Source organism: Pedobacter cryoconitis (assembly GCF_014200605.1).
Classification (GTDB): Bacteria; Bacteroidota; Bacteroidia; order Sphingobacteriales; family Sphingobacteriaceae; genus Pedobacter; species Pedobacter cryoconitis_B.
Genome location: NZ_JACHCE010000007.1, coordinates 72,321 through 96,983, shown reverse-complemented (window position 1 = coordinate 96,983; position 24,663 = coordinate 72,321). Strand labels below are relative to the sequence as shown.

Here is a 24,663-nt window from a genome sequence, read left to right as displayed (position 1 = left end):
ATTAAAGAAAGGATAATCGAATAGCTTAACTTTTTACAATATCAGTATCTTGAAGATCAACGATCATAGACGATATTTCAATAGTAAACCATTCCTGGAAAACCTTATAAGTACGCTTCTGCGGCCAGTCATTTTCGTCTGTATGAAAGTCATTCAGTTCATTTTTAAACAACTGATCAAAATTCTTTTTTAACCAGCTTTCAATTTTAGCTTTTGTTTTTTGTTCTTTAATCAGATAAACAGTGCCTTCATCATTGTCAACTATTGGAAATTCAGGGTCTACATAATTGATCCAGTCATAAAATGGTTTCTTTGCTTTAATCAGGATTGCGTTTCTGTTAATCGTTTCGTAATATAATGTTGGCTCTATCATTTAATCTGGAATTTTATAAGAGTGCAAATTTATTAATTTAATCTGTTATCAGCTATAATAATACGATGCTGTCCAATCCGGATAATTATCTTCTTTACCCTTGATATACAACAGATTATTTCTTATATTCATCTAACCAAATTATAACGACATGATGAACCTAATATCAAAAATTCAGGATTGGGGTGATCACCACCATCCGAAATGGCTGGACTATCTGAGAATAGTTCTGGGCATAATACTGATCTGGAAAGGAGTAGCATTTGCACTCAATCTGCATGCTTTTACAGTTCTGATGGAAAACTCAGGATTAGGTACAGCAGTAACCATTAGTTTGTTAGCACATTTGATTATAGCCCTTCACATTATAGGAGGTTTACTTATTGCATTGGGGACACATACGCGTCTTTTTTGTCTGTTGATTATTCCTATATTGATAGTCGCTGTTTTCTATGTTAATTTACCACAACAACAAATATTCAGTCCTTATTCAGAATTCTGGCTATCATGTCTTGTTTTAGCCGGTTTAATTTGCTTTCTGGTTGAAGGAGATGGTGTATTATCTATTGAAACAGTTAGCAAACCTACAATTTCATCAAACTAATATTTCATGTTTTATATGAGCGGCCTTTGTTTTAATCAAAAGGCCGCTTTTTATGTGATTTATTTTCGCTAAATATTTAAAATGGACTGGTTTTTGAACTGTAATCAGTGTGAGCACAATTACAACATATTTGCTTACCAACTTTAATTGAATACCGTTAATCATAAAAACTAATTACCATGGATTACAAAAGATTAATTAATGACCACCTGGGCAAGCAAACTGATAAAACTCCTGTTGTTGTAGCTTTATTAGCTGGATTAGCAGTTGGAGCAGCTTTAGGTATATTATTTGCACCAGGAAGCGGATCAGAAACAAGAAACTTATTATCAGATAAGACGAAAGATCTTGCAGATAGTGCAAAAGACAAATTGCAGACTTATAAAGAGAAACTAAAGGACAGTGCGGATCATTTAGCCGACACTGCAAAAAATAAATATCAAACTTACGGTGAAAAGCTGCAAAACGGAGCTGATGATCTTGTTGATTTAAAAGATAGAGCTGTAGAAACAGTAAAATCTAAATTCAGCGATGTTAAAGATGAGGTTAAAGACGCTAAAGAAGATATTAAGAATAAGGCGCACGATATAAAAGATGAGATTGAAAATGCTTAATTCAATACAACAGATAATAAAAAAAGCGGGCCTTAAAGCCCGCTTTTTTTATTATCTGTCCCTAAAGCAAGATAGATTTCAGCGTATAGTAATCCACTTCCCCCGCCATAATGCGGAATGATATGTATTCCAGGCTGGATGATTTTAATTTCGGTTTTAAGCCGTTCTTCTTCCATATCCGTTAATCCGCCACCAAGCAATAATACCTGATAAGACTGTGATTTACATTTAGAAATTGCTTCTTCACATCCTGAAACACCTTCAGCATGCCATGAAGGTTGTGAATTCAACAACCTGAGTACAGTTTGTAAAATGTCTTCCTGTGTACCAACTACTAAAATCTCTGTCAGATTATCCATCATCAGAATTCCATTGGAACATCCATAATTAAGAATTCAGTATCCGATGATGCTTTGATCACAAAGTTTTCCGTATCCCAGATTCCAAAGCCATCTCTTGCTGACAGTGTCTGACCATGAACTTCAGCCTCACCTTCCAGTATAAAGATATAGGCTCCGTTACCTTTTCTTTGAAAAACATAATCAACCTCGCTGCCTTTTTCCAGTTTACCCAGATTAAACCAGGCATCCTGGTGAATCCACACTCCTGCATCTTCAGGATTTGGTGATAAAATCTGAACCAGTGAATTTGGTTTTTCGGGTGCACCGATTTTTACCTGATCATATCTTGGCTCTACATTTCTTTTGTTTGGAAAAACCCAGATCTGCAAAAACTTAACTACCTCATCTTTATTCTTATTATATTCAGTATGATATATTCCTGTTCCTGCACTCATCACCTGAATTTCCCCAGGCTCAATAGTGCCAATATTACCCATACTATCTTTATGTTCTAATGATCCTGATAAAGGGATCGAAATAATTTCCATGTTGTCATGCGGATGTTCACCAAAACCTCTTCCTCCAGCTACCGAATCATCATTTAAAACTCTTAATGCACCAAAATTAACTCTTTCAGGATTATAGTAACTTGCAAAGCTAAAAGTGTGATAACTTTTTAACCATCCATGATCTGCTCCGCCTCTTGAGGCTGCAGAATGTAAAACTGTTTGTGCCATATGCTTATTCCTTTGGTTTGTTATACAAATTTACCAACTATAATTTTACTGCATCTTACCATAGATTAAGAAATAAAGAAAAATGTTATAGTGCTATTTTATAACCTAAAGTTGCCCAGACACCCGGCATAGGTACTGCTCCCGCCTGGATAAAGTTCACATCAAAGATATTTGAAGCATCAGCATAAATACTGCTGCGTTTAAATTTATAGCTTAACCTTGCATCCATCACAGTATAATCCTTATAACTGATTCGCTCACAATACCTTGCCGTCATGGTTAAAGCCATTACTTTTAGAAAATCAGCATTCACTGTTGCAGTAAGCTGATTCTTCAAAGACTCGACAGCATAGCGGGAAATATTAGCTTCGGGCAATGTTGTTTTAACTTTAGGATTAAGATAAGTATAAGCCAGGCCAAACCTCAGGCTATTCAGGACAGTTGCATTTTCCAGAGCGCCGGTATTATAATCCGCACTAAGTGTATAACCCATTGTATTCAGCTCACTGAAATTTTTAGGCTGCCATGGATCTGTGGTTTTCTCCTTTACCCAATCAATAAAATTAGTAATCCTGCGTTTAAACAAACTCGCATTTAACACAAAATGTGTAGAATTATATTTAATACCGCCTTCAGCATACCGTGATTTTTCCGGTTGTAACTGATCATTACCGATATTTGTCGGACCTTTATAATAAAGATCAGTAAAAGTTGGCAGACGCTGTCCGGTCCCAACATTCACAAAAACCTTCCAGTTTCCATAAAATGTATATCCTGCATCAATACCAGGAAAAGCCTGCCAGCCATAATCAGAGTTATAGTTCACATAACTTCCAACGTTTACCAATAAATTCTTAACCAGATCAAACTTATATTCTCCATAAATACCAGCATTATCTCTATTTCTCTTACCCAGATTGGTACTGTTAATCTTTTCCTTTCTGGCTTCAAAACCCAAACCAAATTCACCAATGCCTGTTTGGAAACTATTATTTAATTCAGCACTCAAAACCTGTGTTACATGGTGGTTATGGAATTTATCAGGAGTTTGCTTGATATAAAGATAGTCATCGACATTATTTCTGTAACTCAATCTCGGCATCAGCGTCCAGAAAGAAGTCAGCTGTGTTTTATAGGCAATAGCTGCAAGCGCAGTTTTAACTGTTTCTTCTGCCTCTTTATCTCCCGGAGCAGAATAATAGCCATTAGCACCAAAATTATTATGAATATAACCACCTGTAATATCCAGCTGATCAGTTTTCCCTACATTAACCTTACCCTCATAAAATAATTTCTGATTGTTAAAAGCTGTATTATAGCGATATCCATTTCCCGCTTCCTGACCGACAGAGAAAAGGTGACTTGATTCTTTAAGCGCCAATGTCCCTGTAGCACGAACTCCATAGTTCGCATAGGTATCACCACTTACCTCGTCTTTTTTAAAACTGCTTCCGGTAAAAACATTGGCCGAAACACCAGTTCTGGTTACAGACTTCGTTACAATATTAATTGCTCCGGTCAAGGCATTGGTACCATAAATACGTGACGCAGAACCCCTTAATACTTCGATATGATCAATATCATCCACAGAAATAGGTAAATTCATCATATTATGCCCCGTTTGAGGATCAGAAACCTTAATTCCATTAATCAATACCAGAGTCTGGTCAAAAGTACCGCCATCAATACTAATATCAGCCTGTACCCCACCAGGTCCACGCTGACGGACATCAACACCAGTTACATAACTCAGCAATTCACTAATTGACCTTGAAGGTAAATTCTTGATTTGCTGGTTATCAATAATCCATATATTACGATTTTGTTTAGAGAAAGGAAGTTTTAGCCGGTTCTCTCTCACCATCACTTCATTTAAATTTTTTGTGGTATCACTTTGCGCTTCTGCATAACCTGCAGACAAACATAATGCAACCAAAACAGGTATCATTTTCTTCATATTCGATTAAAATTGGTGCGAATATAGGAAATCCCTGAGCAGATAGTTTAGAATCCTTCTATTTAACTAGTTAGAAGGCCTTATAAATTTCATAGAAAGTGCTGATCCTGTACCTATTAAAGCACCAGCAGCTACGTCCGAAGGATAATGCACGCCAAGGTACATTCTTGAATAACCCATGGAACCCGCCCATAAGTAAGCAGGTGCAATCACATACCACTTGTGATAAACCTGAGATAACGCTGTTGCTGTAGCAAAGGAAGAAGAAGTATGGCCGGAAGGAAAAGAAGTCTGCCCCGGATAATAAACTGCACTGATTTTAACCTGTCCTAAAAATGGTCTTGGCCGTTTGACAAGTTTCTTGGTTACCATGGTCAGTAATATATTCACAGCAGAACTACTGGCAATATAAAGTGCATTCTGCCGGGTCCCTTTATCATTGTCAATCACACCTGCAGCAAATATACCCGCCGGAATAGCCACATTAACCAGGTTATTGTATTTTGATAAAAACATAAAAAAACTGGTCTTCTGTTCCGTTCTGTGTTCAGAAAGATCAGTCATGATACGGTTATCAAGTTTCTGTATGGGATTATCAGGGGATAAACCTTGAGCAACTGATTTAATTGGTATTGCAGTCAGTAAACCGAGCTGCAATACCACAATATATTTATTAAAAAGTCTATACATTATTTAGACTTCTGCCTGGCTTTTAGTCCATGCTTGTTCTAATGCCCCCAAAAAAGTTGAAGGAGGCTGAGCACCTGAAACCGCTAGTTTTTGATCAAGAATAAAAAATGGCACACCACTAATCCCAATCTGCTGTGCTATTTGTTCATCAGCCCTTACTTCACTGGTAAAAGTATCCCCTGCAAGCAAGGTCTCTATATCCGCCTGTGCTAATCCGGCAGCCTTACCTGTTTCTACTAAAACTGCATGATCATCTATATTTTTACCTGCAGTAAAATGTGCAATAAACAACTGTTCTTCAACTTCATTGTCCAGACCTTTAGCTTTAGCAAGCTGAATAAGCCTGTGCGCATTAAATGAATTAGCGATAATAACCTTGTCAAAGTCAAATTCCAGCCCCACTTCTGCAGCGGCTCCAATTACCTGCTGATGCATTTGTACAGACCATTCTCTGCTTTGTCCTTTTTTCTCTGCCAGATAGTCATAAGCATTTAGCCCGGGTCTGGTTTCCGCGTTCGGGTCCAGTTCAAAACTATGCCATTCTATTTCTACCTGATCTTTATGCTCAAACTGTTCTAATGCCAGTTCAAACTTTCTCTTACCTATATAACAAAACGGACAGTTCACATCCGACCAAATATCTACTTTCATTTTATCTTGTTTTTATATGTCAGCCTTAATTAACTTCAAGCCTTTCGTCCATCGGACCAGTTCTTTCAACATCGCTAAAGCAGCTTTCTCAGAACGTTCATGCGGTACAAAAACATCATCTTCATTGATCAGTTCTGTAAAGAAAGAAAAGTTGACTGCTTCGTACAAAGGTACCATTTTAAAAGTACTCAGATCATTTTTCAAAGAATTTGAAGCTCTTGTCCCTGCAGAAATCCCACCATAACTCACAATTCCAGCAGCTTTATAATTCCATTCTCTGTACAAAAATTCCAATGCATTTCTTAAAGGTGACGGGTATCCAAAATCATATTCACCGGTTACAAAAATAAAAGCATCTGCTTCCTCTATTTTTGCACTCCACTGCTTCGTATGCTCATGTTCATATTTCTGCATCGCAGGATGATTGATTTCATCCATTAAAGGCAGATTTAATAGACCCAAATCTATCAGTTCAACATCAAAAGCCCCATAATTCTTCGCTATCTCAGTGATCCACTCTGCTACCAGAGGTCCTTTTCTGCCAGGTCTTACCGTAGCACTGATAATTTTCAACTTATCCATAACCAAATAATTATTTAACTGAATGACTGACCTTAAAAATTGTGGTTTGCTTATAAGTATCTCCAGGTCTTAAAATTGTCGTAGGAAAATCCGGCACATTAACACTATTCGGATAATGCTGCGTTTCTATGCAGAAAGCTTCAAACGGACCATAGCCCTTCCCTCCTTTGCCAATAGCAGTATTCAAATATTTAGCCGTATAAAAATGAGCTACAGGCTCTGTCGTATAAACATCAAGCTTTAAACCAGAGGTTCGTTCAGTAGTCTCAGAAGCCAATCCTAATTCTCCATAAGGTTTATCCAGTACAAAACTCTGATCATAACCCTCTCCCGGGTCCCAGTCGTGCCCAATCGCTTTACCCGCCAGAAAATCATGACTTGTACCAGCTACTGGTGTTAATCTGCCGGTCACCACATAATCTGCATCCTGTTCCAGGTAGTTACCTGCTGGTATTCTAAGTTGATGACCTGCCACATTTCCACCATCCTTATTTAAATTAAAATAAGTATGATGTGTCAGGTTAATTGCTGTCGCTGCATCAGTGACTGCACTATAGTCCAGAATCAGTTCGTTAGCATCAGACAATTTAAAAGTAAGCTGTACAGTCAGATTACCAGGGAAACTCTCTTCACCGTCAGGGCTTATATATTGCAGTGTCAAACTTGGATCAACCGTAGGCAGAATATTCCAAACTTTTTTATCGAAACCGGTTATTCCACCGTGCAGGCTTTTATCCATTTGATAACCTACACCGTCAATGCTATATTTTCCATCTTTAATTCTATTAGAATAACGGCCAACAATGACACCCAGGTAAGGGTAATCAGCGAGATAATCTTCATTGAGATAGCCATCAATATCATCAAAACCTAAAATTATATCCTGTTTTTCACCTTTTGCATTAGTTACAATAAACTCACTTACAATAGCACCGTAATTATATATTTTAACCTTGCTGCCCAGGCTATTGGTAAGCTCTACTGCGAAGATTTCTTTTCCGTCAATAAATCGCCCTGTGCTAATCTGATTTTCTTTCATAAAACGTATATTAGTCGATATTTACTTAACAATACTACAAATAATACCAGCAAGTTTTAAACGGATTGAAACATTTAATCTGTATAAAATTGTTTTTTTTATATTCATGTTATTTCAATAAATCAACCAAACCACAAAACAAGCATATACTAATGAAATCTGAACTATCCAGTAATTTTTTTGACACTTATGGCCAGCAACCAGCGGCAACTTATTTTACTCCCGGTCGTGTAAATCTGATCGGTGAACATATAGACTATAATGGAGGTTTAGTTTTACCCTGCGCAATCACCTTAGGCACCTGGCTATGCCTGGCTCCTAACACTGACCAGGTTATCCGTTTTAAAAGTCTGAATTTCCCTGAAGAAGCAGTTATCCCTTTACAGCCGGCCTATAAAAAAGAAGGCACAGCCTGGTATAACTATCCATTAGGAGTTTTCAATGAAATTCTTAAAAACTTCCAGATCCCGGTAGGTTTTGACCTCTTATATGCCGGAAATATCCCTGTTGGCTCCGGCCTTTCGTCTTCAGCTTCCATAGAAGTAGTAACAGCCTATGCGCTGACTGCCTACCTTGGCTTAGATTATGACCGTCTGGCTTTGGTCAAACTGGCCCAAAAAGTAGAAAATGAATTTATAGGAGTTAACAGTGGCATTATGGATCAGTTTGCCGTTGCTTTTGGAGAAAAAGACAAAGCAATTGTTTTGAACTGTGATACCTTAAAATACAAAATTGCAGATTGTGATCTTGGTGACCATGTATTGACAATCATCAATACCAATAAACCAAGGGAGCTTGCAGAATCAAAGTACAACGAAAGAGTAGCAGAATGCCAGGCTGCTTTAAAAGCGCTGAATGAGGAAATCACACTAAATAACCTGTGCGAACTGAGCGCTGATAAGTTTGCATTACATAGCCATCTGATTAAAGATGAAACCATATTAAAACGTGCAACCCATGTAATCAAAGAAAATGACCGGGTAACCCTGGCTGCAAAAGCCTTAAATAATGGTGATCTGGAAGAATTTGGCCGCTTGATGTATGCTTCACATCAATCTCTGAAAGACTTATATGAAGTAACAGGCAAAGAACTGGATACTGTCGTAGATTTCTGTTCGGCCTATCCGGATATTACAGGTGCAAGAATGACAGGCGCTGGTTTTGGCGGTTGTGCAATAGCACTTCTCAAAAAAGATGCAGAAACAGATTTCAGAGAAAAACTTACCGCATATTACACAGAACACATTGGTTATGCACCGGATATATATATCAGTAAAATTGGCGATGGAGCTACCACAATTTAATTCTATTTTTGCGGCATGCAGAAATTAAAGACAACTGAATTAAACCGTGTAGGTATAGAGGAATTTAAAGAACAGGATAAACTACCGGTAGTTGTGATACTGGATAATGTGCGCAGCATGAACAATGTGGGTTCTGCTTTCAGGACAGCGGATGGCTTTGCTATAGAAAAAATTATCCTTTGCGGGATTACCGCACAGCCACCACATCGTGAAATTGAGAAAACAGCTATTGGCGCAACACAATCTGTTGCCTGGATACATTTTGAGGAAACTCTTGACGCGATCAGAGAACTGAGAAAAGATGGTTATGAAATTATAGCCATTGAACAGGCAGTAGACAGCATTATGTTAAACACATTTAAACCAGACCAGGATAAAAAATATGCGTTGATCTTTGGAAACGAAGTTAACGGAGTAAGTGATGAAGTAATGGCCGAAATTGATAAATGTATTGAAATACCTCAGTTTGGCACTAAACATTCCTTTAACATTGTGATCTCAGCTGGAATAGTTTTATGGGATTTCTATGCTAAATTAAGATTATAAAGGTTTTTGTCTGATAAACAGTATGAAGCAAGCGTTGTTTATCAGACAAAAACCTTTCGTATTATTCTGAACAGCAATCTATTTTAACCTGATTAAATATAAGTCAGGAAACCCATCAATCTTATCTGTTTCTACATTTACACCATTAAATTTAAATGATTTGGTCCTGTAGTCAGTTTCCTCTCTATTGTCACAATCAAAGTATATAATACCTAGTTTTTTTCCATTCATGGCCAGATCAAATTCATGAATAGGTTTAGGGCCATATATTACATAAGGTCTGATATTGGCACTTATTACAGACCCTCCATACTTTTTCAATGCTTCTATCTCAGGAATTTTCATAAGATCAGAATACACCATACGGTACTCACTGTCTTTCTGATTATTGATCGTAATAACTATGTCTTCTTTTTTGGATGGCATTACAGGCTTATCATCACTACCTATTACAACGAAGTTAACATTCTTTATAAAGTAAGGGTCAATAATAATAGGCGGCTCCAAATCTTCTGTTTTCTTACAGGCCCCAAATAAAGTAATCAGCGACAGCAATAACAAAGTATGTTTTTTTTTCATTTTACAGTTTTACAATAGAGACAATATTAATTCCATTAAAACAATCATCCTGACAATTATTATCCCGGTATCCGCAAGAAGAGATCATTCCATTATTATTTGCTTCAAAAAAAACTTCAGTATCTTTTCTTTTTAATAACCACTCAGTTTTTGCTTTCTGATAGACTTCATCTAAAGTTAAAGTTGGCGCACCAGCAGTATGTGTATTCAGCGTAGATTGATCTTCGCTCCATTCATCCTTTACAATCCCGGTTCCCCCTGGTGTTTTGTCTGGCACTTTATATACATAAGAGCGATTGGTGACTTTACCGTCTTTTACTGTAATCACAGTTTCAGTACTGGTTCCAGTCCATGACCCACTACTTGTTTTATAGCTATAAGAATTATTGGATGATTGTTTGAAGCTCATCCAGGACTGATGACTCTTGTCATAATCATTTTTATGATCAATATCATCTTTCTTACAGGATACAATAAAAGTTACTGTGGTAATCAGGAGCAACAAAAGGAGTAAATTATTTCTTTTCATATCAGTCAATCAGTGTATAAATATATAATCAACACACTAATATAGAAATAAATATTAACTAATAAACTAATAAAAATCAATTAAAAGTAAAAAGCCGCCCATAATAAATATGGAACGGCTTTCTTTTTGGTTAGTACTTATTGTTTATTGTTGGTTAGGTATAGGTTCCTGATATAATTCCTTAATTAAGCATAAGGAATACCATCTTTAGTAGCTAGTTTACTAGATCCCATCAGATATTCATCTACTTTTCTCGCTGCTTCTCTCCCTTCGGATATTGCCCAGACTACTAAAGATTGCCCTCTTCTCATATCGCCAGCTACAAAAACCTTAGCAATATTAGTTTGGTATTTACCTTCTTCTGCTTTTACATTGCCTCTGTTATCCAGTTCAATTCCTAATTTTTCAATTAAACCTTCTTTCTGCGGATATAAAAATCCCATAGCCAGTAAAACCAGCTGACAAGGAAGTTCACGGGTAGTACCTTCAATCTCCTTAAAATTAACCGGACGACCGGTTGCATCTATTTCCCATTCTACATCAACCACTTTTAAAGCTTTAAGCGCACCATTTTCATCCGCGATAAACTCTTTAGTATTTACACCCCAGGCTCTGCTGCAACCTTCTTCATGCGAACTGGTTACTTTAAGCAGCATTGGATAAGTTGGCCATGGCATATTTTCGGTACGTTGCTGGGCCGGCATTGGCATAATTTCAAATTGAGTGACAGATTTTGCCCCCTGGCGATTTGAAGTACCAATGCAATCCGATCCGGTATCACCACCACCGATTACAATGACATCTTTTCCAGTTGCTAAAACAGGCTCCTGATCAATACTGAAATTACGTACCCTTTTATTCTGCTGTTTTAAGAAATCCATTGCATAATGCACTCCTTTAGCAGCTCTGCCAGTCACATTTAAATCACGCGGTATCGTAGAACCTCCAGCCAGAACGATAGACTGATATTCTCTCAGTAAAGTATTCAGTTCAACATTAACCCCTACATTAGCATTACATTTGAACTCAATTCCTTCTTTCTCCATCAGGCTGATCCTTCTGGTGACAATATCCTTCTGTAATTTAAAGTCAGGAATACCATAATTTAATAGACCTCCCGGAGTATCATCACGTTCATAAACAACCACCTCATGACCAGCTTTATTTAGCTGAGCTGCTGCTGCAAGCCCCGCAGGACCAGAACCAATTACCGCTACCTTTTTACCACTGCGGATCAAAGGCGGTTCAGCTTTAATATATCCTTTAGAAAAAGCAATTTCAATAATATGCTTCTCTATATCTTCAATTGATACAGGAGATTTATTGATTCCCAATACACAGGCAGACTCACAAGGAGCCGGACAAATACGCCCTGTAAATTCAGGAAAATTATTGGTGCTCAATAAGATATTAGCTGCAATCTCCCATTCTGCTTTATATACAGCCTCATTAAATTCAGGAATTACATTTCCCAGCGGACAGCCCGACTGACAAAATGGTACACCGCAATCCATACAGCGTGCAGCTTCCTGTTTTACCTGATCCTGTTCAAATGCAACGACAAATTCATTATAATGCTCTAAACGTGCTTTCGCATCTTGTTTTACAGGAGCAGTTCTTTCATACTCTAAAAATCCGGTTACTTTTCCCATAATTATGATGTCTTAACTTTATTGCTTCTTTTTAATAAAACCGCTTTGTATTCTTTAGGGAATACCTTAATGAAATGAGCAGATTGTGTTGCCCAATCACTTAAAATGAATTCAGCTAATCTGCTACCTGTAAGCTGAATATGTTTTTTTAACAAATTATTGATACGCAATTCATCATCTTCATTCAAAGGATCAAGGTCTACCATTTCCTTATTACATTTATTAGGAAAATCACCATTGACGTCATAAATCCAGGCTACCCCTCCGCTCATACCAGCAGCAAAATTACTACCTGTATTACCCAGTACAAGCACTTCTCCACCAGTCATATACTCACAACCATGATCACCTAAACCTTCTACAACAGCAGTAGCACCAGAGTTTCTTACAGCGAAACGCTCACCAGCTAAACCTCTTGCAAACAGTTCACCCGAAGTAGCTCCATATAAAGCCACGTTACCAATAATGATATTTTGCTCAGGTACATAAGTTACTTCACGGAATGGATACACTGATAAACGTGCTCCTGAAAGTCCTTTTCCTACGTAATCATTTCCTTCACCTTCCAGTTCAAGCGAAACTCCTCTTGCTGCAAATGCACCAAAACTCTGTCCGGCAGAACCATGAAACTTGAAATTAATAGTATCCGGAGGTAAACCTGTTGCTTTATAAACCTTAGATACTTCGTTTGATAACATCGTACCAATTGCGCGGTCCGTATTTTTAACTTCAAACTCTTTGAAAACCGGCTCTTTATTTAGTAAAGCAGGTTGAGAAGCAGCAATTAATTCGTGATCAAGCACATGGCTTATCCCATGATCCTGTGTTTCTGTATTATATAAACTCAATCCATTATCTGGTGCTTTATATAGAATTGCAGAAAGATCAAGATTTTTCAACTTCCAGTCTGCATCATCAATAGCACGCATACGTAATGCATCTGCTTGTCCAACCATTTCTTCAACAGTCCTGAAGCCTAATTCGGCCATGGTCTCACGCAGTTCTTCTGCCAGGAAATGGAAAAGGTTAACTACATGATCAGCATCACCAGTAAACAGTTTTCTCAGTTCAGGATCTTGCGTAGCTACCCCAACCGGACAAGTATTTAAATGACATTTTCTCATCATAATACAACCCGAAGTAACTAAAGCAGCCGTTGCTACCCCCCATTCTTCCGCACCTAATAAAGCTGCAACAGCAATATCTCTTCCAGTTTTCAACTGACCATCGGTCTGTAAAACCACCCTGCTGCGCAGACTGTTTTTCACTAAGGTCTGATGCGCTTCTGCCAGACCAAGTTCCCATGGTAAGCCAGCATGCTGAATAGAAGTAAGCGGTGAAGCACCGGTACCACCATCAAAACCAGAGACTAAAATCACATCAGCATGTGCTTTCGCCACACCCGCTGCAATAGTACCTACACCAGCTTTAGAAACTAGTTTTACATTGATTCTGGCAGCTCTGTTTGCATTTTTAAGATCAAAAATCAGCTGTGCCAAATCTTCAATAGAATAAATATCATGATGCGGAGGCGGAGAAATTAAACCTACACCAGGTGTAGCATGGCGCACTTTTGCAATCCAGTCATCCACTTTATGTCCAGGCAATTGTCCACCTTCTCCCGGTTTTGCACCCTGAGCCATTTTTATCTGTAACTCATCTGCGTTAGTCAGGTAATTACTGGTCACTCCAAAACGTGCAGAAGCAATCTGTTTAATTGACGAGCGCATAGAATCACCATTTGGCAATACCTCATACCTTAACTCATCCTCACCACCTTCTCCAGTATTGCTTTTTCCACCAATACGGTTCATGGCAATTGCTAAAGTTGAATGTGCTTCGTGAGAAATAGACCCGAAAGACATCGCTCCGGTAGCAAAACGTTTTAATATAGTTTCAACAGGTTCAACCTCAGTCAATGAAACAGGTGCACGGTTATAGTTAAATTCAAACAAACCACGAATCGTATAGGCCTGTTTAGTTTGCTCATTTACCAGTTTACTATACTGCTTGTAAACATTATAATCATTTTTACGTGTAGCATTCTGCAATAAATGGATAGTTTGAGGATTGAACAAATGCTGCTCCCCTTTTCTTCTCCATTTATAGTTACCACCTGTTGGCAGCAGCATATCAGGACGTGTAGATTTACCAAATACACGGCTATGCTTAATTAAAGACTCTCTTGCAATTTCATCTAATCCTAAACCACCTATTCTGGAAACTGCGCCGCTGAAATAATTATCAACAACACTTTTATGAATACCTAATATCTCAAATATCTGTGCACCATGATAAGATTGCAAAGTTGAAATACCCATTTTAGAAAATATTTTCAACAAGCCACTATTCACAGCATATATATAATTCTGAATCAGTTTTTCTGCTTTCAAACCACTTTCTATTTCAAAACCTGAAATAGTTTCCAGCGCCAGATAAGGATTTACTGCAGTTGCACCAAAGCCAATTAAACAGGCAAAATGGTGAACTTCCCATACATCCCCCGCTTCAACTACAATTCCAACAGCACCACGATGACCTTTACGGATCAAATGGTGATGCACAGCTGAAACAGCCAGTAAAGAAGGAATAGCAGCATGTTCAGAATCCAGCGCACGGTCAGATAAAACAATCACCTGGAAACCATCTTCCACCGCATCTACTGCATAACGGCAAAGACGTTCCAGACCTTTGGCCAGTGATCCAGGTTTACCATCAGCCCTAAAATAGGTCTGCAGGGTTTTAGATTGAAATACCCCGGTATCAATACTTCTTACTTTTTCTAATTCCAGATTTGTCAATATGGGATGTTTAATACCTACACAATGGCATTGCATCGCATGTTCTTCCAAAAGATTGCCATTATTACCCATAAATCCGGCAAGGCTCATCACCACTTTTTCTCTGATCGGGTCAATTGGCGGGTTAGTTACCTGCGCAAACAACTGTTTGAAATAAGAAGAAAGATGCTGTGGTTTTTGAGATAAAACAGCTAATGGAATATCAGTACCCATTGATCCTATAGGTTCTTTAGCCTCAATAGCCATTGGTTTTAAGATCAGATCAATATCTTCTCTGCTATATCCGAATACCTGGTGATATTTAAACATAGACTCTTGCGAAAGTCCTGTAAATACAACTCTTGGATCAGATAATTCTTCCAGACGAATCTGATATTGATTTAACCAGTCTGCATATGGACGACGGCTGCAAACTACAGTTTTGATTTCCTCATCACTGATAATTCTTCCTTGTTCCATATCCACCACAAACATTTTTCCAGGCGTTAATCTCCCTTTTTCAATGATCTGACTTTGATCTAAAGCGACTACACCAGACTCAGAAGCCATGATTACACGGTCATCTTTAGTAATCGCATATCTGGAAGGCCTTAATCCATTTCTGTCTAAAGTTGCCCCAATCAGATTACCATCAGTAAATGCAATAGCAGCAGGTCCGTCCCATGGTTCCATTAAAGTTGCATGGAATTTATAGAAAGCCTGTTTAAGCTCATCCATATCATCATTTCCATCCCATGCCTCAGGTATCAGCATCATTAATACATGTGGCAGAGAACGGCCTGCATGTACTAACAACTCTATGATATTATCAAGACAGCCAGAATCAGACTGTGTTTCATCGATTACAGGTAAAAGAATATTTAATTCTTCGGCTGTAAAGTAGCTTGATGCAAAAGACTTCACACTTGCGCGGAACCAGTTCAAATTACCTTGCAGGGTATTAATCTCGCCATTGTGAGCGATATAACGAAAAGGCTGTGCCAGTCTCCACGAAGGGAATGTATTCGTTGCAAATCTGGAGTGGATTAATCCAAAAGCCGAGACAACTCTTTTATCACTAAGTTCTGTGAAATAAGTGCGGAGTTGCATGGAGGTCAGCTGACCCTTGTAAACTATAGTACGAGAAGAAAAAGAAGCGATATAAAAATCGGTTTTAATTCCTTTAACTGTATTCAGAATAGTTTTAGTCAGGTAATTTTTGAATACATATAGTTTACGTTCAAAGTCAGCACCGGCAGCGATCTGGTCAGGTCTCGCTACAAATACTTGCTCCATTTCCGGCTCTACAGAGAGGGCCGTTTCTCCAATACCTTCAGTATTGGTATTTACTCTTCTAAACCCTAATACTTCAAGGTTCAATTTTTCAGCAGCACGGTAAATTACTTCCCGGCATTCTTCTCTTGCTCTTACATCCTTTGGCAGGAATAACATTCCTACGCCATAGTCACCAGACTGATTTAAGCTAAATCCGATTTTGAGGCACTCGTCATATAAAAATTCATGTGGAACCTGTATCATAATCCCGGCACCATCACCAGTGTTAATCTCGGCGCCGCAAGCTCCCCGATGGTCAAGATTCTCTAAAATCGTAATGGCATCAGAAATGATTTGCTGTGACTTTCGTCCTTTTACGTGGGCAACAAAACCAATACCGCAAGCATCATGCTCAAAGCTTGAATTGTATAAGCCCTGATTTTCTTCTATTTGTTCCATATCTTAATGTATTCGAAACACTAAGATAATAATTTAGCGGAATAATTGCCATTTTGATATTTTTTTTGCGAAAAATAAATAACAGCATAATTGCAAGCATGTTAGTTTACGAACTTAACAATAAAACCATATAATTATTACGAATTTAATAATCATATTATTTAGAATTATTTTGCATTAGCAAATGAATTTGCAACAATTATCAGCAGATTTTATTCGAAAATTTCTTTTCCTCTCCTTTTTCGGGCCTAAAAAAGAGCCGAAATTATACTACTGAGCCCAATTTTCAAGCTTATTCCACTAAATATAAAGAAAAATCAAATTTTTATTCAACTACAATCCGCTAAATTTCAATCTATTATCAAATTTTCAATAAAAAACATGAATTATTTCTTGATTTCGTTTTTGTAGACTGAACTCTTTTGCTACATTTGCAGTGGGCAAGTCCTTTACGATCAGCTCCCTTTGAACTCCCCCAGGGCGGGAACGAAGCAAGGGTAGAAGGTTGTAGCGGTGCGATAAAGGTTGCTTGCCCATTTTTTATTTTTTCAGATTGACTATGATTTCATTGCACAATCTTCCGACCAGGGCACACCCTGAATTTATCCAGAGTTTATTTTTCCTTAAATCATATAATCATGAAATTTTTCATTGACACAGCTAATCTTGAGCAAATCAAAGAAGCACAAGATCTTGGTGTATTAGATGGTGTAACGACCAATCCGAGCCTTATGGCTAAAGAAGGTATTTCAGGCGATCAAAAAGTTATCGATCATTACAAAGCAATTTGTGCTATCGTTGACGGAGATGTAAGTGCTGAAGTTATCTCTACAGATTTTGAGAACATTATTAAAGAAGGTGAAGCCTTAGCTAAACTTGATCCAAAGATCGTAGTAAAAGTTCCAATGATTAAAGATGGTGTTAAAGCTATCAAATATTTCTCTTCAAAAGGGATCAGAACGAACTGTACATTGATCTTCTCTTCAGGACAAGCTTTATTAGCTGCTAAAGCAGGTGCTACTTATGTATCTCCTTTCCTTGGCCGTTTAGACGACATAGGTACTGATGGTTTACAATTAATCGAAGATATTCGTTTAATATTTGATAACTACGGTTATGAAACTGAAATTCTTGCAGCTTCTATCCGCGGACCATTACACATTATCAACTGTGCTAAATTAGGTGCAGATGTAATGACTGGCCCATTATCTGCTATTTTAGGTTTATTAAAACACCCATTAACAGACAACGGATTAGCTACATTCCTTGCTGATCATAAAAAAGCAGCTGAAGCTCAGGCTTAAATTTAGCTTTTCAAAATATAAAAGGTTAGAAAATAAAAATTCCGTTTCAATTGAAACGGAATTTTTTATTTATCAGAAAGCTTAATTTCCTTCCAGAACAGCTTTTACTTTGTTATAATCTATTTGTTCGTCAGGCGCGATTAAAATACCCTTCACTCCTGCTCCATTAGCAGCTTCCACATCCCTCGGTTTATCACCTATCATTACTGATAATGCAGGATCTATATTATATTCAGCGATCGCTTCAAGCAACATACCAGATTTAGGCTTGCGGCATTCACACTCCCCATCTACCGTTGGATGATGCGGGCAATAATAAGCATGAATAATTTCAGCACCTTGCTCTTCGAATTTATTGAAAAGGATTTCATGCATATCAGCCAGCGTGTCTTCAGTATAACGCTTTAATGCAATTCCACCCTGATTAGTGATAACTACCAGGAGATATCCTTCATCAAATAATCTTTTTAAAGGAGGAATCTGATATTCCAGCACTTCAAAATCTTCTACTCTGCAGATGTAATCATTCATCTCATGGTTAAGGACTCCATCACGGTCTAAAAAAATTGCTTTATTCATTATTTTTGATTTGCTGCCAAAGATCAAAATATAAATGAAAAACCCGTGATGATTTTAACCAATTTTAAAATTATAATGTATTTACAACAGGTATTTCTCCATATTTCTTAAGATAACGGAACCCTGTTATTGCAGAATCGCAAAGATCATCCACTTTGGTAGCTGGATTTTCTATGATTAATTTTTCACAAAATGCGCTGTATTTATTAATTACAGTACGGGATTCAGTGTCTTTTACTGCATTATTGGCTATTAAACCACTACTAAATACCAAATCGTATTTTTCTCTGTTAAATATATCCATACCCAAATGTAATTAACGATTTTCTAGAAAACAAATTAAATTTACCTTACTTTTGTTCACCTTATAGTTAACAACTATAAACACATATTCATACAAAGAATTGTTAATCATTAACATACACATGTTGCCGACATTATGTCTTTCATAAAGAACAAATCATTTAATTACGCTGTAATTTATTTTGATAACTGATTAAACCTTCAGAAAGCAGTATAGTCATAGGTATATAAATAAAGATTAAAGATTTCTTTATTTTCTAACCAGAATGCACAACACACCCAATAGTAAGAGCCCGGCAAAGATATAGCCGGGCTTTTCGTTTCTCCAGCCAGCTGATTGTCAGCGACAAATCAGCTTAAGAAAGATTATTTTGAATTAACAAATCGTAACTGAAATTATAGATACATTAGATCTATGAAACAGCTAAGTATTAAACACATCACGAATTTACATAGCGACTCCTTAAGGGGCCTTGATTTTTACGCTCAGGAACTTGTAATTCTTCAGGAACGCCTGGAAGAGATCCTTGCTGACAATACCAATAAAGAGGTAGCTGAGCAAGTTGAGCATTTTCAAAACGAATTTATTATACATAAGACTGCTATCGATGATTTAAGAAGCAGCATTCATGAGAATAACAGCAATATCAAAGATCAGATCAGTGAATCCGGTGGCTCAGTAGAGAAAATCACTTTATCAGATAATCACAATTTACATGAAGACTATCTTACTGAAGAAAAACTTTTCAACGAACTGAGACATGGGTTTTATCGCTTTGCCTCTAAATGGATGTAATCTATTCATGAGTAAATAATAAGGCAGATACCTTGCTATTTACTCATTTTCAATCCCGAAGGCCTTTTTATTTTTTATAGTCAAGATTGCTCAGTATGTGCAAAAAGATATACTTCATTAGCGGCTTAGGCGCCGATCGGCGAGCTTTTAAAAATTACAGAATGGCCGGGAGCCTAAGACTGCAAAAATTGCTGCCAGTTAATCTTTTGAAAAAAGGTAATCACTTAGGCTTGAAATTTCTTGGTGCTAAAACCTCTGATGAGATCACTTTATTAAAGCAACTGGTTATAGACAGTGACCCCTATTTTATGAAATGGGCTTTGACCTGTATTCTGGAATGGAGAAATACAGAGCGCCCAATCAATCTGATTCATATTCATGGTACGGCAGACCATGTACTCCCTATTAAATACACCACGACGCCCGATATAATAATTAATGATGGCGGACATTTTATGGTTTATGCTAACGCTAAAGAACTTATAAAGATTATAATCGGGTCAATTACCGAAAAAACGTATAGCTGAAATTAGTGATTTCTGGTTTTTCCTCAGCAGTCCCTTTCATTTGTCTCCCCTTCCACCTTGTTGTCAGCGTAACAGGTAATCCGTTTTTCATTTTAAAAACATGGTTGGTAGTAAAACCATTTTCAGATACATCCATAACCAGATTCCCTTCTGTATCATAAAAGTATTTTGTTCTCTTAACATTTCCAATATCGTTTCTATCTTTATAAGCATAGTCATCTTCATCAATTGACAGCGGTAAATTCCAGCTTGTATGACTATAAGTTGTAATTAACCTGGGCAGATAGTCACTTTCTTTTAGATCGGCCGGTTCAGAAATGATCTGCTGATGCTTATCTGTTTTTCTAATTTTCTTATGGTTAAAGCTTGTTTCTGATGGATGAAATATCGAACCAATGCCTTTTTCACAGGGATAAGATTCCGTGTCTAAAAACATTTGTCCAACAAGTCTGTATTGCCATATCTTATGTTCAATCTTAACAACTGCAGTATCCCCCGAATAATAAAAATCAAGCATCTTACCGTGATTATTTGTAAAACCAGCCGGAGCATCATTCATATATTTAACCCGCAGATTGTCACCTTTAGTTTCCAGACTAATCCACTGTCCTTTAGTATTGAATTCTAAACTAAATTCATTGTCTGGATCTTTAGGATTATCTGATACAATTTTTTTTACATTTTTAAGCTTAAAGAATTGAATTGGAAATACATAACGATCTTTAGTTGCCAGATCAAAAGCAAGATACATCATTGCTTTTTCTACATTTTTTGATGGCATATCATTTTTCACTTGTGCAATAGCCCCACCACAGCTTATAGTGAGCATCATGGTTATTACTTTAAAAATATTCATACTTATTATTTTCATTTTTTCACTCCTTTAAGATTAAATAACCGCAAAGGGGAAATAACTGGATTCATTAATTCAAAATCAGGATACATCACTTGTTTTGCAGCATTTTCATAGATTTTATAAAACAGGAAATATCTTAATTTTTATATATTAGCAATATCATAAAACGCAAATATAATTAGAATTATGAAGAAATACGATGATGCTTCCTGGCATTATGAGGGTGATTTCCCTCCCGATTTACCTAAAATAAACGGCGCCACACATATTGGAATATTCTTAACCTGGTTTATAGAGAATGGCTTACTCTCTCAAGAACAGATAAAAGATGGCGAAGAAGACATTAAAAGTGTAAAAAACAGAACACTGACCGGAAGCGAATATCTGATGCATAACTGTGACGGAAAACTCACCAGTAATGACCTGAGTAAGATTGGAAATGAATTCGCAAAAGCATATTATGAAGACGGAACAAAATTTGCAAAAGCCTACAAAGATTATGTAGGCGATTACGCTCAGTTACTCAATATAAGAGTAGTCAATAACCTCCTTGATCAGGACGCTCTTTACAGAATCGGAAACTCCTGGAGTAATTATGATCTGCTAAAAGTGCGGATCGATGAGCGTTTTGAACAATGGAAAGAATTTAAAAAGAAGAAATAAACATTTTTGATAAGAAACCTATTTGACAAGCTATGACAAGAAGATTTATAAATCAGGACAGCACTTCTAATAAATTTTGGAATATAACTGTAGAAAACAAGATTCAGACTATAGCTTTTGGGAAAGTTGGAACAAAAGGCCGTGAACTTGTTAAAGAATTTAGTTCAGACGCTGAATGTGATCTGGAAACACACAAGCTGATTCATCAGAAGACTAAATCAGGCTATATCGAACTGGGCAAAGACGATGACATTCCTGATAAGGCAGAACTTTCAGAAGACGAAACGGCAGATATATTTTTTTGGGAGTCTATTAAAAAATCAAACAAATACAGAAACGCAAACTGGCAGGAATACGATGCGGATGAACATATAGAAAGCCTAACAGAATTACTATCAAAAAGCGGCAAACAAAGACTTATTCTGTTTGAAAAATGCTTACAGGAAAAGCTTCACGAACTTTATAAAGCAGAAATTGCTGAACTCAATATTATTTTAGAAAATGATTTTAAAAATGAAAACGGTGTAATTACGTTTGACGAATCACTCTCTGGTGATGGGTTTATTTACTTCAGATGCTGGTTGCTGTTAAAAGGAAAAGATTTTTTCGAAGGACTAAAAACTGACATCAATACATTTTTATCACCTGATATTGATTTTAATATTGGTAATTGCTGGGCAGAGGGTCTTCTGTATGTAGCAGATGAGGCTTATAGTATCAATCATGAAGACCAGGAAGATGTTATCCGTGATGCAGTATCTGAATTATATCCGGATACAATTCATTACGATGATCCGGAAGAAATGAACAGGGACATAGAACAAGGACAAGGATTCCAGAAACGATATCCCAAGCTGGTTGAAGAAATAGTTTCCATCCGCACTAACCAATAAAATCCAGACAATAATCTGTTGTTCATTACAACAATATCAGAAAGACTTCTAGTTTAAAATATCTTCCTGATCGCATGAACAACAGATCAATTAAACAATTTTACAAGGAATAACTGCATCTTCATTGAATGTATATACAGCACACATTCGATGATAACCATCTGCAATAATCACTTTGCCATTCGGAGAATCTCTTACCAATAAAATCGGAGATAGTCTGACACCCTTTTTTATCTTAACAATATTTTCTGCGACATGCGAGTTATCTTTCGTTAACCGGGTAAGCATAGCGGCTCTAAAAATATCTTTAGCTTTAAATTCTGTAATTGGAGCAGCTTTTAAAGGTTTGACATATTTCTCCGGGTCTGCATAGATTAAACTTAAATAAGAGGTTGCTGCCGGATAATCATGCTCTTCAGGATCTTTAATCCATTTAATTTGTATTTTCATCACGTGAAGATTAGTTATAAGCTAATTTACGAACATTAAACAACCAATTACATAAATATTTACCCATTTAACTTATCTTCATCGCAATTGCATCCTGCATGCTTTTCTATGATTACTATTGTTTATACAAAATTTAAAACCAGGTAATTCAAAATCTGGAAGATGAAAATGAAGAATTTCTGCTTTACAACATTCAAAGAACTTTTATCTATTGATAGTTTTGCCAAATCCTGGGAGACTATTTTTCCTTATCAGAATGAAGAATTTGAGGATGAATCTATTTTTCTTATCTGCCATGGCGATGCTTATTTTCAAGATCACCTAAGACTCGACATTGATCTGGGCTGGACCAGTAATGATAAACAATGGATTAAACAATTTCAGGGTTTACAAATTCAGCAGACAGATGACCGTATCGAAGGAATCATCGTCTTAGGCAATCTCTCCGTAAAAGGCTCTATTATCAATGAAGAAGGAGATTATGGTGCATTTTTATATGTAGCAGGATCGATAACCTGTCAGAGTTTCGTAGCAGGCGGGTCAGTGATCTATGCTCAAGGAGATATCATCACACAAGAAGTCTTAATCAGCCATTATAATCATGGATATTTTAAGTGCGATGGACTGGTTACTTCTCCGGTACTGATTATCAGTGATCATTATACAGAAATTGGCAATTATAACACCAGTCTGTTTTATTATAATGATCGAACAGGTGAATATCCTCCTGAAAATGCCTGTTACGAAGACGCCGAAACAGGTGAAGACTGGCTGTGTTCTCCAAATCTCACTAAACTTTTAGACAACCCTACCCCTGCTTTTGAAGATTTAATATTTGATTTGAACGATGGTGAATATGTATTATCAAAAGCCACGCAATTACCCCGGAAAGACGAAGCCTATTGGTTAAAGAAAATATACAAGTACTGGAATAATTTAAACCGCATTCCAGAAGAATTTAAAACACAACAATTCTTTAAAAAAGCCTGTGAAAAATACGGTGCTTTTTGTTTTCCTCATTTCCCCGAAAGGTTTATAACCCAGGCTGTATGTGAACAGGAAATACAGAAAAAAGGAACGAATCTTAAATATATACCTGAACACCTCATGACCAGGGAACTATGTTATCTGGCTGCCAGAAACCAGACAAATATTTCGTCCATTCCCCCTGCTTATCTGGACAAAACACTGATTAAAGAAGTAATTCATTATAATGAATCGGAAATGTCAGACGTACCTTCCCAATTTATAACAGAAGAATTACTAATAGATTATGTAAAACTAGGCCGGGGATTATGGCTGGATAAATATTGTGAAATTGCTAATGTCTCTAAAATCACTGTCCTTACCAAAGCATTAGATTCAGGGATCAGGTTCATAGAAGAAATATGGGGTTTTCACTTCCGGGAAGAAGTATATCTGTATGCCAAAAGATTATATGACAATGAAGAACATCAGACTGCATGGAATAAATATGTAGAAAAATTTCAAAAGAAAATTGACCGTCTTTCCTGATTTTATCTCAAATTAGGTTAGCTCATCAGTACCATATCCAAAAAGAATCCAGAATTACAATAGTA

General features: G+C 36.9%; 26 protein-coding genes and 1 other RNA gene. 11 read left to right on the top strand and 16 right to left on the bottom strand.

The features are described 5' to 3' along the window. Positions 1-25 precede the first annotated feature (25 nt). Positions 26-373 carry a hypothetical protein gene (locus HDE68_RS19440; protein ID WP_183883899.1) on the bottom strand — a complete coding sequence of 116 codons (348 nt, stop codon included), beginning with the start codon at positions 371-373 and terminating at the stop codon, positions 26-28. Between the two features lie 151 nt (positions 374-524). Here HDE68_RS19440 and HDE68_RS19435 point away from each other — a divergent pair, with 151 nt between their 5' ends. After that, a complete protein-coding gene (locus HDE68_RS19435) occupies positions 525-977 on the top strand; it encodes a DoxX family protein (protein ID WP_260171811.1) in 453 nt (150 codons plus the stop codon). Positions 978-1,156: 179 nt separating this feature from the next. Then, entirely contained in the window at positions 1,157-1,591 is a 435-nt protein-coding gene (locus HDE68_RS19430) for a YtxH domain-containing protein (RefSeq protein WP_183883898.1), read from the top strand. A 32-nt stretch (positions 1,592-1,623) separates the two neighbouring features. Here the strand turns inward: HDE68_RS19430 and HDE68_RS19425 are convergent, their stop codons facing one another. From HDE68_RS19425 to HDE68_RS19395, 7 genes are all read right to left on the bottom strand, one after another. Beyond that, positions 1,624-1,953, bottom strand: coding sequence for a hypothetical protein (locus HDE68_RS19425; protein ID WP_183883897.1), 330 nt, complete (start codon positions 1,951-1,953; stop codon positions 1,624-1,626). Beyond that, positions 1,953-2,669 carry a pirin family protein gene (locus HDE68_RS19420; protein ID WP_183883896.1) on the bottom strand — a complete coding sequence of 239 codons (717 nt, stop codon included), beginning with the start codon at positions 2,667-2,669 and terminating at the stop codon, positions 1,953-1,955. Before HDE68_RS19420 ends, HDE68_RS19425 begins: the two co-directional genes overlap by 1 nt. An 85-nt stretch (positions 2,670-2,754) precedes the next feature. Continuing rightward, entirely contained in the window at positions 2,755-4,626 is a 1,872-nt protein-coding gene (locus tag HDE68_RS19415) for a TonB-dependent receptor plug domain-containing protein (protein ID WP_183883895.1), read from the bottom strand. A 66-nt stretch (positions 4,627-4,692) separates the two neighbouring features. After that, entirely contained in the window at positions 4,693-5,316 is a 624-nt protein-coding gene (locus tag HDE68_RS19410) for a phosphatase PAP2 family protein (RefSeq protein WP_183883894.1), read from the bottom strand. Between the two features lie 3 nt (positions 5,317-5,319). Beyond that, complete coding sequence (locus HDE68_RS19405; protein WP_183883893.1) at positions 5,320-5,967, bottom strand: DsbA family oxidoreductase; 648 nt, start codon at positions 5,965-5,967, stop codon at positions 5,320-5,322. Positions 5,968-5,979: 12 nt separating this feature from the next. After that, entirely contained in the window at positions 5,980-6,549 is a 570-nt protein-coding gene (locus tag HDE68_RS19400; protein WP_183883892.1) for an NADPH-dependent FMN reductase, read from the bottom strand. Between the two features lie 10 nt (positions 6,550-6,559). Continuing rightward, positions 6,560-7,588 carry an aldose epimerase family protein gene (locus HDE68_RS19395; RefSeq protein WP_183883891.1) on the bottom strand — a complete coding sequence of 343 codons (1,029 nt, stop codon included), beginning with the start codon at positions 7,586-7,588 and terminating at the stop codon, positions 6,560-6,562. Positions 7,589-7,740: 152 nt separating this feature from the next. Between HDE68_RS19395 and HDE68_RS19390 the strand changes: the two genes are divergently transcribed. Continuing rightward, on the top strand, positions 7,741-8,892 hold the full coding sequence (locus HDE68_RS19390; protein ID WP_183883890.1) for a galactokinase: 1,152 nt from the start codon (positions 7,741-7,743) through the stop codon (positions 8,890-8,892). 15 nt (positions 8,893-8,907) lie between these two features. After that, positions 8,908-9,438 carry an RNA methyltransferase gene (locus HDE68_RS19385; RefSeq protein WP_183883889.1) on the top strand — a complete coding sequence of 177 codons (531 nt, stop codon included), beginning with the start codon at positions 8,908-8,910 and terminating at the stop codon, positions 9,436-9,438. 78 nt (positions 9,439-9,516) lie between these two features. On the opposite strand, the gene HDE68_RS19380 is transcribed toward HDE68_RS19385, so the two are convergent. From HDE68_RS19380 to gltB, 4 genes are all read right to left on the bottom strand, one after another. Next, positions 9,517-10,017 carry a hypothetical protein gene (locus HDE68_RS19380; RefSeq protein ID WP_183883888.1) on the bottom strand — a complete coding sequence of 167 codons (501 nt, stop codon included), beginning with the start codon at positions 10,015-10,017 and terminating at the stop codon, positions 9,517-9,519. A 1-nt stretch (position 10,018) separates the two neighbouring features. After that, on the bottom strand, positions 10,019-10,546 hold the full coding sequence (locus tag HDE68_RS19375) for a hypothetical protein (RefSeq protein ID WP_221300820.1): 528 nt from the start codon (positions 10,544-10,546) through the stop codon (positions 10,019-10,021). 185 nt (positions 10,547-10,731) lie between these two features. Continuing rightward, complete coding sequence (locus HDE68_RS19370) at positions 10,732-12,198, bottom strand: glutamate synthase subunit beta (RefSeq protein WP_183883887.1); 1,467 nt, start codon at positions 12,196-12,198, stop codon at positions 10,732-10,734. Positions 12,199-12,200: 2 nt separating this feature from the next. After that, positions 12,201-16,712: a glutamate synthase large subunit gene (gltB, locus tag HDE68_RS19365; RefSeq protein WP_183883886.1), complete on the bottom strand. Its 4,512-nt coding sequence runs from the start codon at positions 16,710-16,712 to the stop codon at positions 12,201-12,203. Between the two features lie 438 nt (positions 16,713-17,150). Between gltB and ffs the strand changes: the two genes are divergently transcribed. Then, an RNA gene (ffs, locus tag HDE68_RS19360) (signal recognition particle sRNA small type) lies at positions 17,151-17,250 on the top strand. 100 nt (positions 17,251-17,350) lie between these two features. Continuing rightward, a complete protein-coding gene (gene fsa, locus HDE68_RS19355) occupies positions 17,351-18,016 on the top strand; it encodes a fructose-6-phosphate aldolase (protein WP_183883885.1) in 666 nt (221 codons plus the stop codon). 81 nt (positions 18,017-18,097) lie between these two features. On the opposite strand, the gene HDE68_RS19350 is transcribed toward fsa, so the two are convergent. Next, positions 18,098-18,595, bottom strand: a complete 498-nt coding sequence (locus HDE68_RS19350; RefSeq protein ID WP_183883884.1) for a D-glycero-alpha-D-manno-heptose-1,7-bisphosphate 7-phosphatase — start codon at positions 18,593-18,595, stop codon at positions 18,098-18,100. Between the two features lie 70 nt (positions 18,596-18,665). Beyond that, on the bottom strand, positions 18,666-18,899 hold the full coding sequence (locus HDE68_RS19345) for a hypothetical protein (protein WP_183883883.1): 234 nt from the start codon (positions 18,897-18,899) through the stop codon (positions 18,666-18,668). A 414-nt stretch (positions 18,900-19,313) separates the two neighbouring features. Between HDE68_RS19345 and HDE68_RS19340 the strand changes: the two genes are divergently transcribed. Both HDE68_RS19340 and HDE68_RS19335 read left to right on the top strand, forming a co-directional pair. Beyond that, complete coding sequence (locus HDE68_RS19340; protein WP_183883882.1) at positions 19,314-19,694, top strand: hypothetical protein; 381 nt, start codon at positions 19,314-19,316, stop codon at positions 19,692-19,694. A gap of 161 nt (positions 19,695-19,855) precedes the next feature. Then, a complete protein-coding gene (locus HDE68_RS19335) occupies positions 19,856-20,221 on the top strand; it encodes a hypothetical protein (protein ID WP_183883881.1) in 366 nt (121 codons plus the stop codon). Here the strand turns inward: HDE68_RS19335 and HDE68_RS19330 are convergent. After that, a complete protein-coding gene (locus HDE68_RS19330) occupies positions 20,199-21,092 on the bottom strand; it encodes a hypothetical protein (protein WP_183883880.1) in 894 nt (297 codons plus the stop codon). The two genes, HDE68_RS19335 and HDE68_RS19330, sit on opposite strands and share 23 nt — an antisense overlap. Positions 21,093-21,263: 171 nt before the next feature. Here HDE68_RS19330 and HDE68_RS19325 point away from each other — a divergent pair, with 171 nt between their 5' ends. Further along, positions 21,264-21,740, top strand: coding sequence for a hypothetical protein (locus HDE68_RS19325; protein WP_183883879.1), 477 nt, complete (start codon positions 21,264-21,266; stop codon positions 21,738-21,740). Positions 21,741-21,772: 32 nt separating this feature from the next. After that, positions 21,773-22,633: a DUF4240 domain-containing protein gene (locus HDE68_RS19320; protein ID WP_183883878.1), complete on the top strand. Its 861-nt coding sequence runs from the start codon at positions 21,773-21,775 to the stop codon at positions 22,631-22,633. Between the two features lie 90 nt (positions 22,634-22,723). On the opposite strand, the gene HDE68_RS19315 is transcribed toward HDE68_RS19320, so the two are convergent. Then, positions 22,724-23,083 (bottom strand): hypothetical protein, encoded by a 360-nt coding sequence (locus HDE68_RS19315; RefSeq protein WP_183883877.1) that lies wholly within the window; start codon positions 23,081-23,083, stop codon positions 22,724-22,726. 162 nt (positions 23,084-23,245) lie between these two features. On the opposite strand from HDE68_RS19315, the gene HDE68_RS19310 reads away from it, so the two are divergent. After that, a complete protein-coding gene (locus tag HDE68_RS19310; protein ID WP_183883876.1) occupies positions 23,246-24,598 on the top strand; it encodes a hypothetical protein in 1,353 nt (450 codons plus the stop codon). The last annotated feature ends 65 nt before the right edge of the window (positions 24,599-24,663 follow it).

Bases quoted from the DNA above. Each gene is read 5' to 3' on its own strand.
- HDE68_RS19440 (WP_183883899.1), bottom strand. From the start codon at position 373: ATGATAGAGCCAACATTATATTACGAAACGATTAACAGAAACGCAATC.
- HDE68_RS19435 (WP_260171811.1), top strand. From the start codon at position 525: ATGATGAACCTAATATCAAAAATTCAGGATTGGGGTGATCACCACCAT.
- HDE68_RS19430 (WP_183883898.1), top strand. From the start codon at position 1,157: ATGGATTACAAAAGATTAATTAATGACCACCTGGGCAAGCAAACTGAT.
- HDE68_RS19425 (WP_183883897.1), bottom strand. From the start codon at position 1,953: ATGATGGATAATCTGACAGAGATTTTAGTAGTTGGTACACAGGAAGAC.
- HDE68_RS19420 (WP_183883896.1), bottom strand. From the start codon at position 2,669: ATGGCACAAACAGTTTTACATTCTGCAGCCTCAAGAGGCGGAGCAGAT.
- HDE68_RS19415 (WP_183883895.1), bottom strand. From the start codon at position 4,626: ATGAAGAAAATGATACCTGTTTTGGTTGCATTATGTTTGTCTGCAGGT.
- HDE68_RS19410 (WP_183883894.1), bottom strand. From the start codon at position 5,316: ATGTATAGACTTTTTAATAAATATATTGTGGTATTGCAGCTCGGTTTA.
- HDE68_RS19405 (WP_183883893.1), bottom strand. From the start codon at position 5,967: ATGAAAGTAGATATTTGGTCGGATGTGAACTGTCCGTTTTGTTATATA.
- HDE68_RS19400 (WP_183883892.1), bottom strand. From the start codon at position 6,549: ATGGATAAGTTGAAAATTATCAGTGCTACGGTAAGACCTGGCAGAAAA.
- HDE68_RS19395 (WP_183883891.1), bottom strand. From the start codon at position 7,588: ATGAAAGAAAATCAGATTAGCACAGGGCGATTTATTGACGGAAAAGAA.
- HDE68_RS19390 (WP_183883890.1), top strand. From the start codon at position 7,741: ATGAAATCTGAACTATCCAGTAATTTTTTTGACACTTATGGCCAGCAA.
- HDE68_RS19385 (WP_183883889.1), top strand. From the start codon at position 8,908: ATGCAGAAATTAAAGACAACTGAATTAAACCGTGTAGGTATAGAGGAA.
- HDE68_RS19380 (WP_183883888.1), bottom strand. From the start codon at position 10,017: ATGAAAAAAAAACATACTTTGTTATTGCTGTCGCTGATTACTTTATTT.
- HDE68_RS19375 (WP_221300820.1), bottom strand. From the start codon at position 10,546: ATGAAAAGAAATAATTTACTCCTTTTGTTGCTCCTGATTACCACAGTA.
- HDE68_RS19370 (WP_183883887.1), bottom strand. From the start codon at position 12,198: ATGGGAAAAGTAACCGGATTTTTAGAGTATGAAAGAACTGCTCCTGTA.
- gltB (WP_183883886.1), bottom strand. From the start codon at position 16,712: ATGGAACAAATAGAAGAAAATCAGGGCTTATACAATTCAAGCTTTGAG.
- fsa (WP_183883885.1), top strand. From the start codon at position 17,351: ATGAAATTTTTCATTGACACAGCTAATCTTGAGCAAATCAAAGAAGCA.
- HDE68_RS19350 (WP_183883884.1), bottom strand. From the start codon at position 18,595: ATGAATAAAGCAATTTTTTTAGACCGTGATGGAGTCCTTAACCATGAG.
- HDE68_RS19345 (WP_183883883.1), bottom strand. From the start codon at position 18,899: ATGGATATATTTAACAGAGAAAAATACGATTTGGTATTTAGTAGTGGT.
- HDE68_RS19340 (WP_183883882.1), top strand. From the start codon at position 19,314: ATGAAACAGCTAAGTATTAAACACATCACGAATTTACATAGCGACTCC.
- HDE68_RS19335 (WP_183883881.1), top strand. From the start codon at position 19,856: ATGGCCGGGAGCCTAAGACTGCAAAAATTGCTGCCAGTTAATCTTTTG.
- HDE68_RS19330 (WP_183883880.1), bottom strand. From the start codon at position 21,092: ATGAAAATAATAAGTATGAATATTTTTAAAGTAATAACCATGATGCTC.
- HDE68_RS19325 (WP_183883879.1), top strand. From the start codon at position 21,264: ATGAAGAAATACGATGATGCTTCCTGGCATTATGAGGGTGATTTCCCT.
- HDE68_RS19320 (WP_183883878.1), top strand. From the start codon at position 21,773: ATGACAAGAAGATTTATAAATCAGGACAGCACTTCTAATAAATTTTGG.
- HDE68_RS19315 (WP_183883877.1), bottom strand. From the start codon at position 23,083: ATGAAAATACAAATTAAATGGATTAAAGATCCTGAAGAGCATGATTAT.
- HDE68_RS19310 (WP_183883876.1), top strand. From the start codon at position 23,246: ATGAAAATGAAGAATTTCTGCTTTACAACATTCAAAGAACTTTTATCT.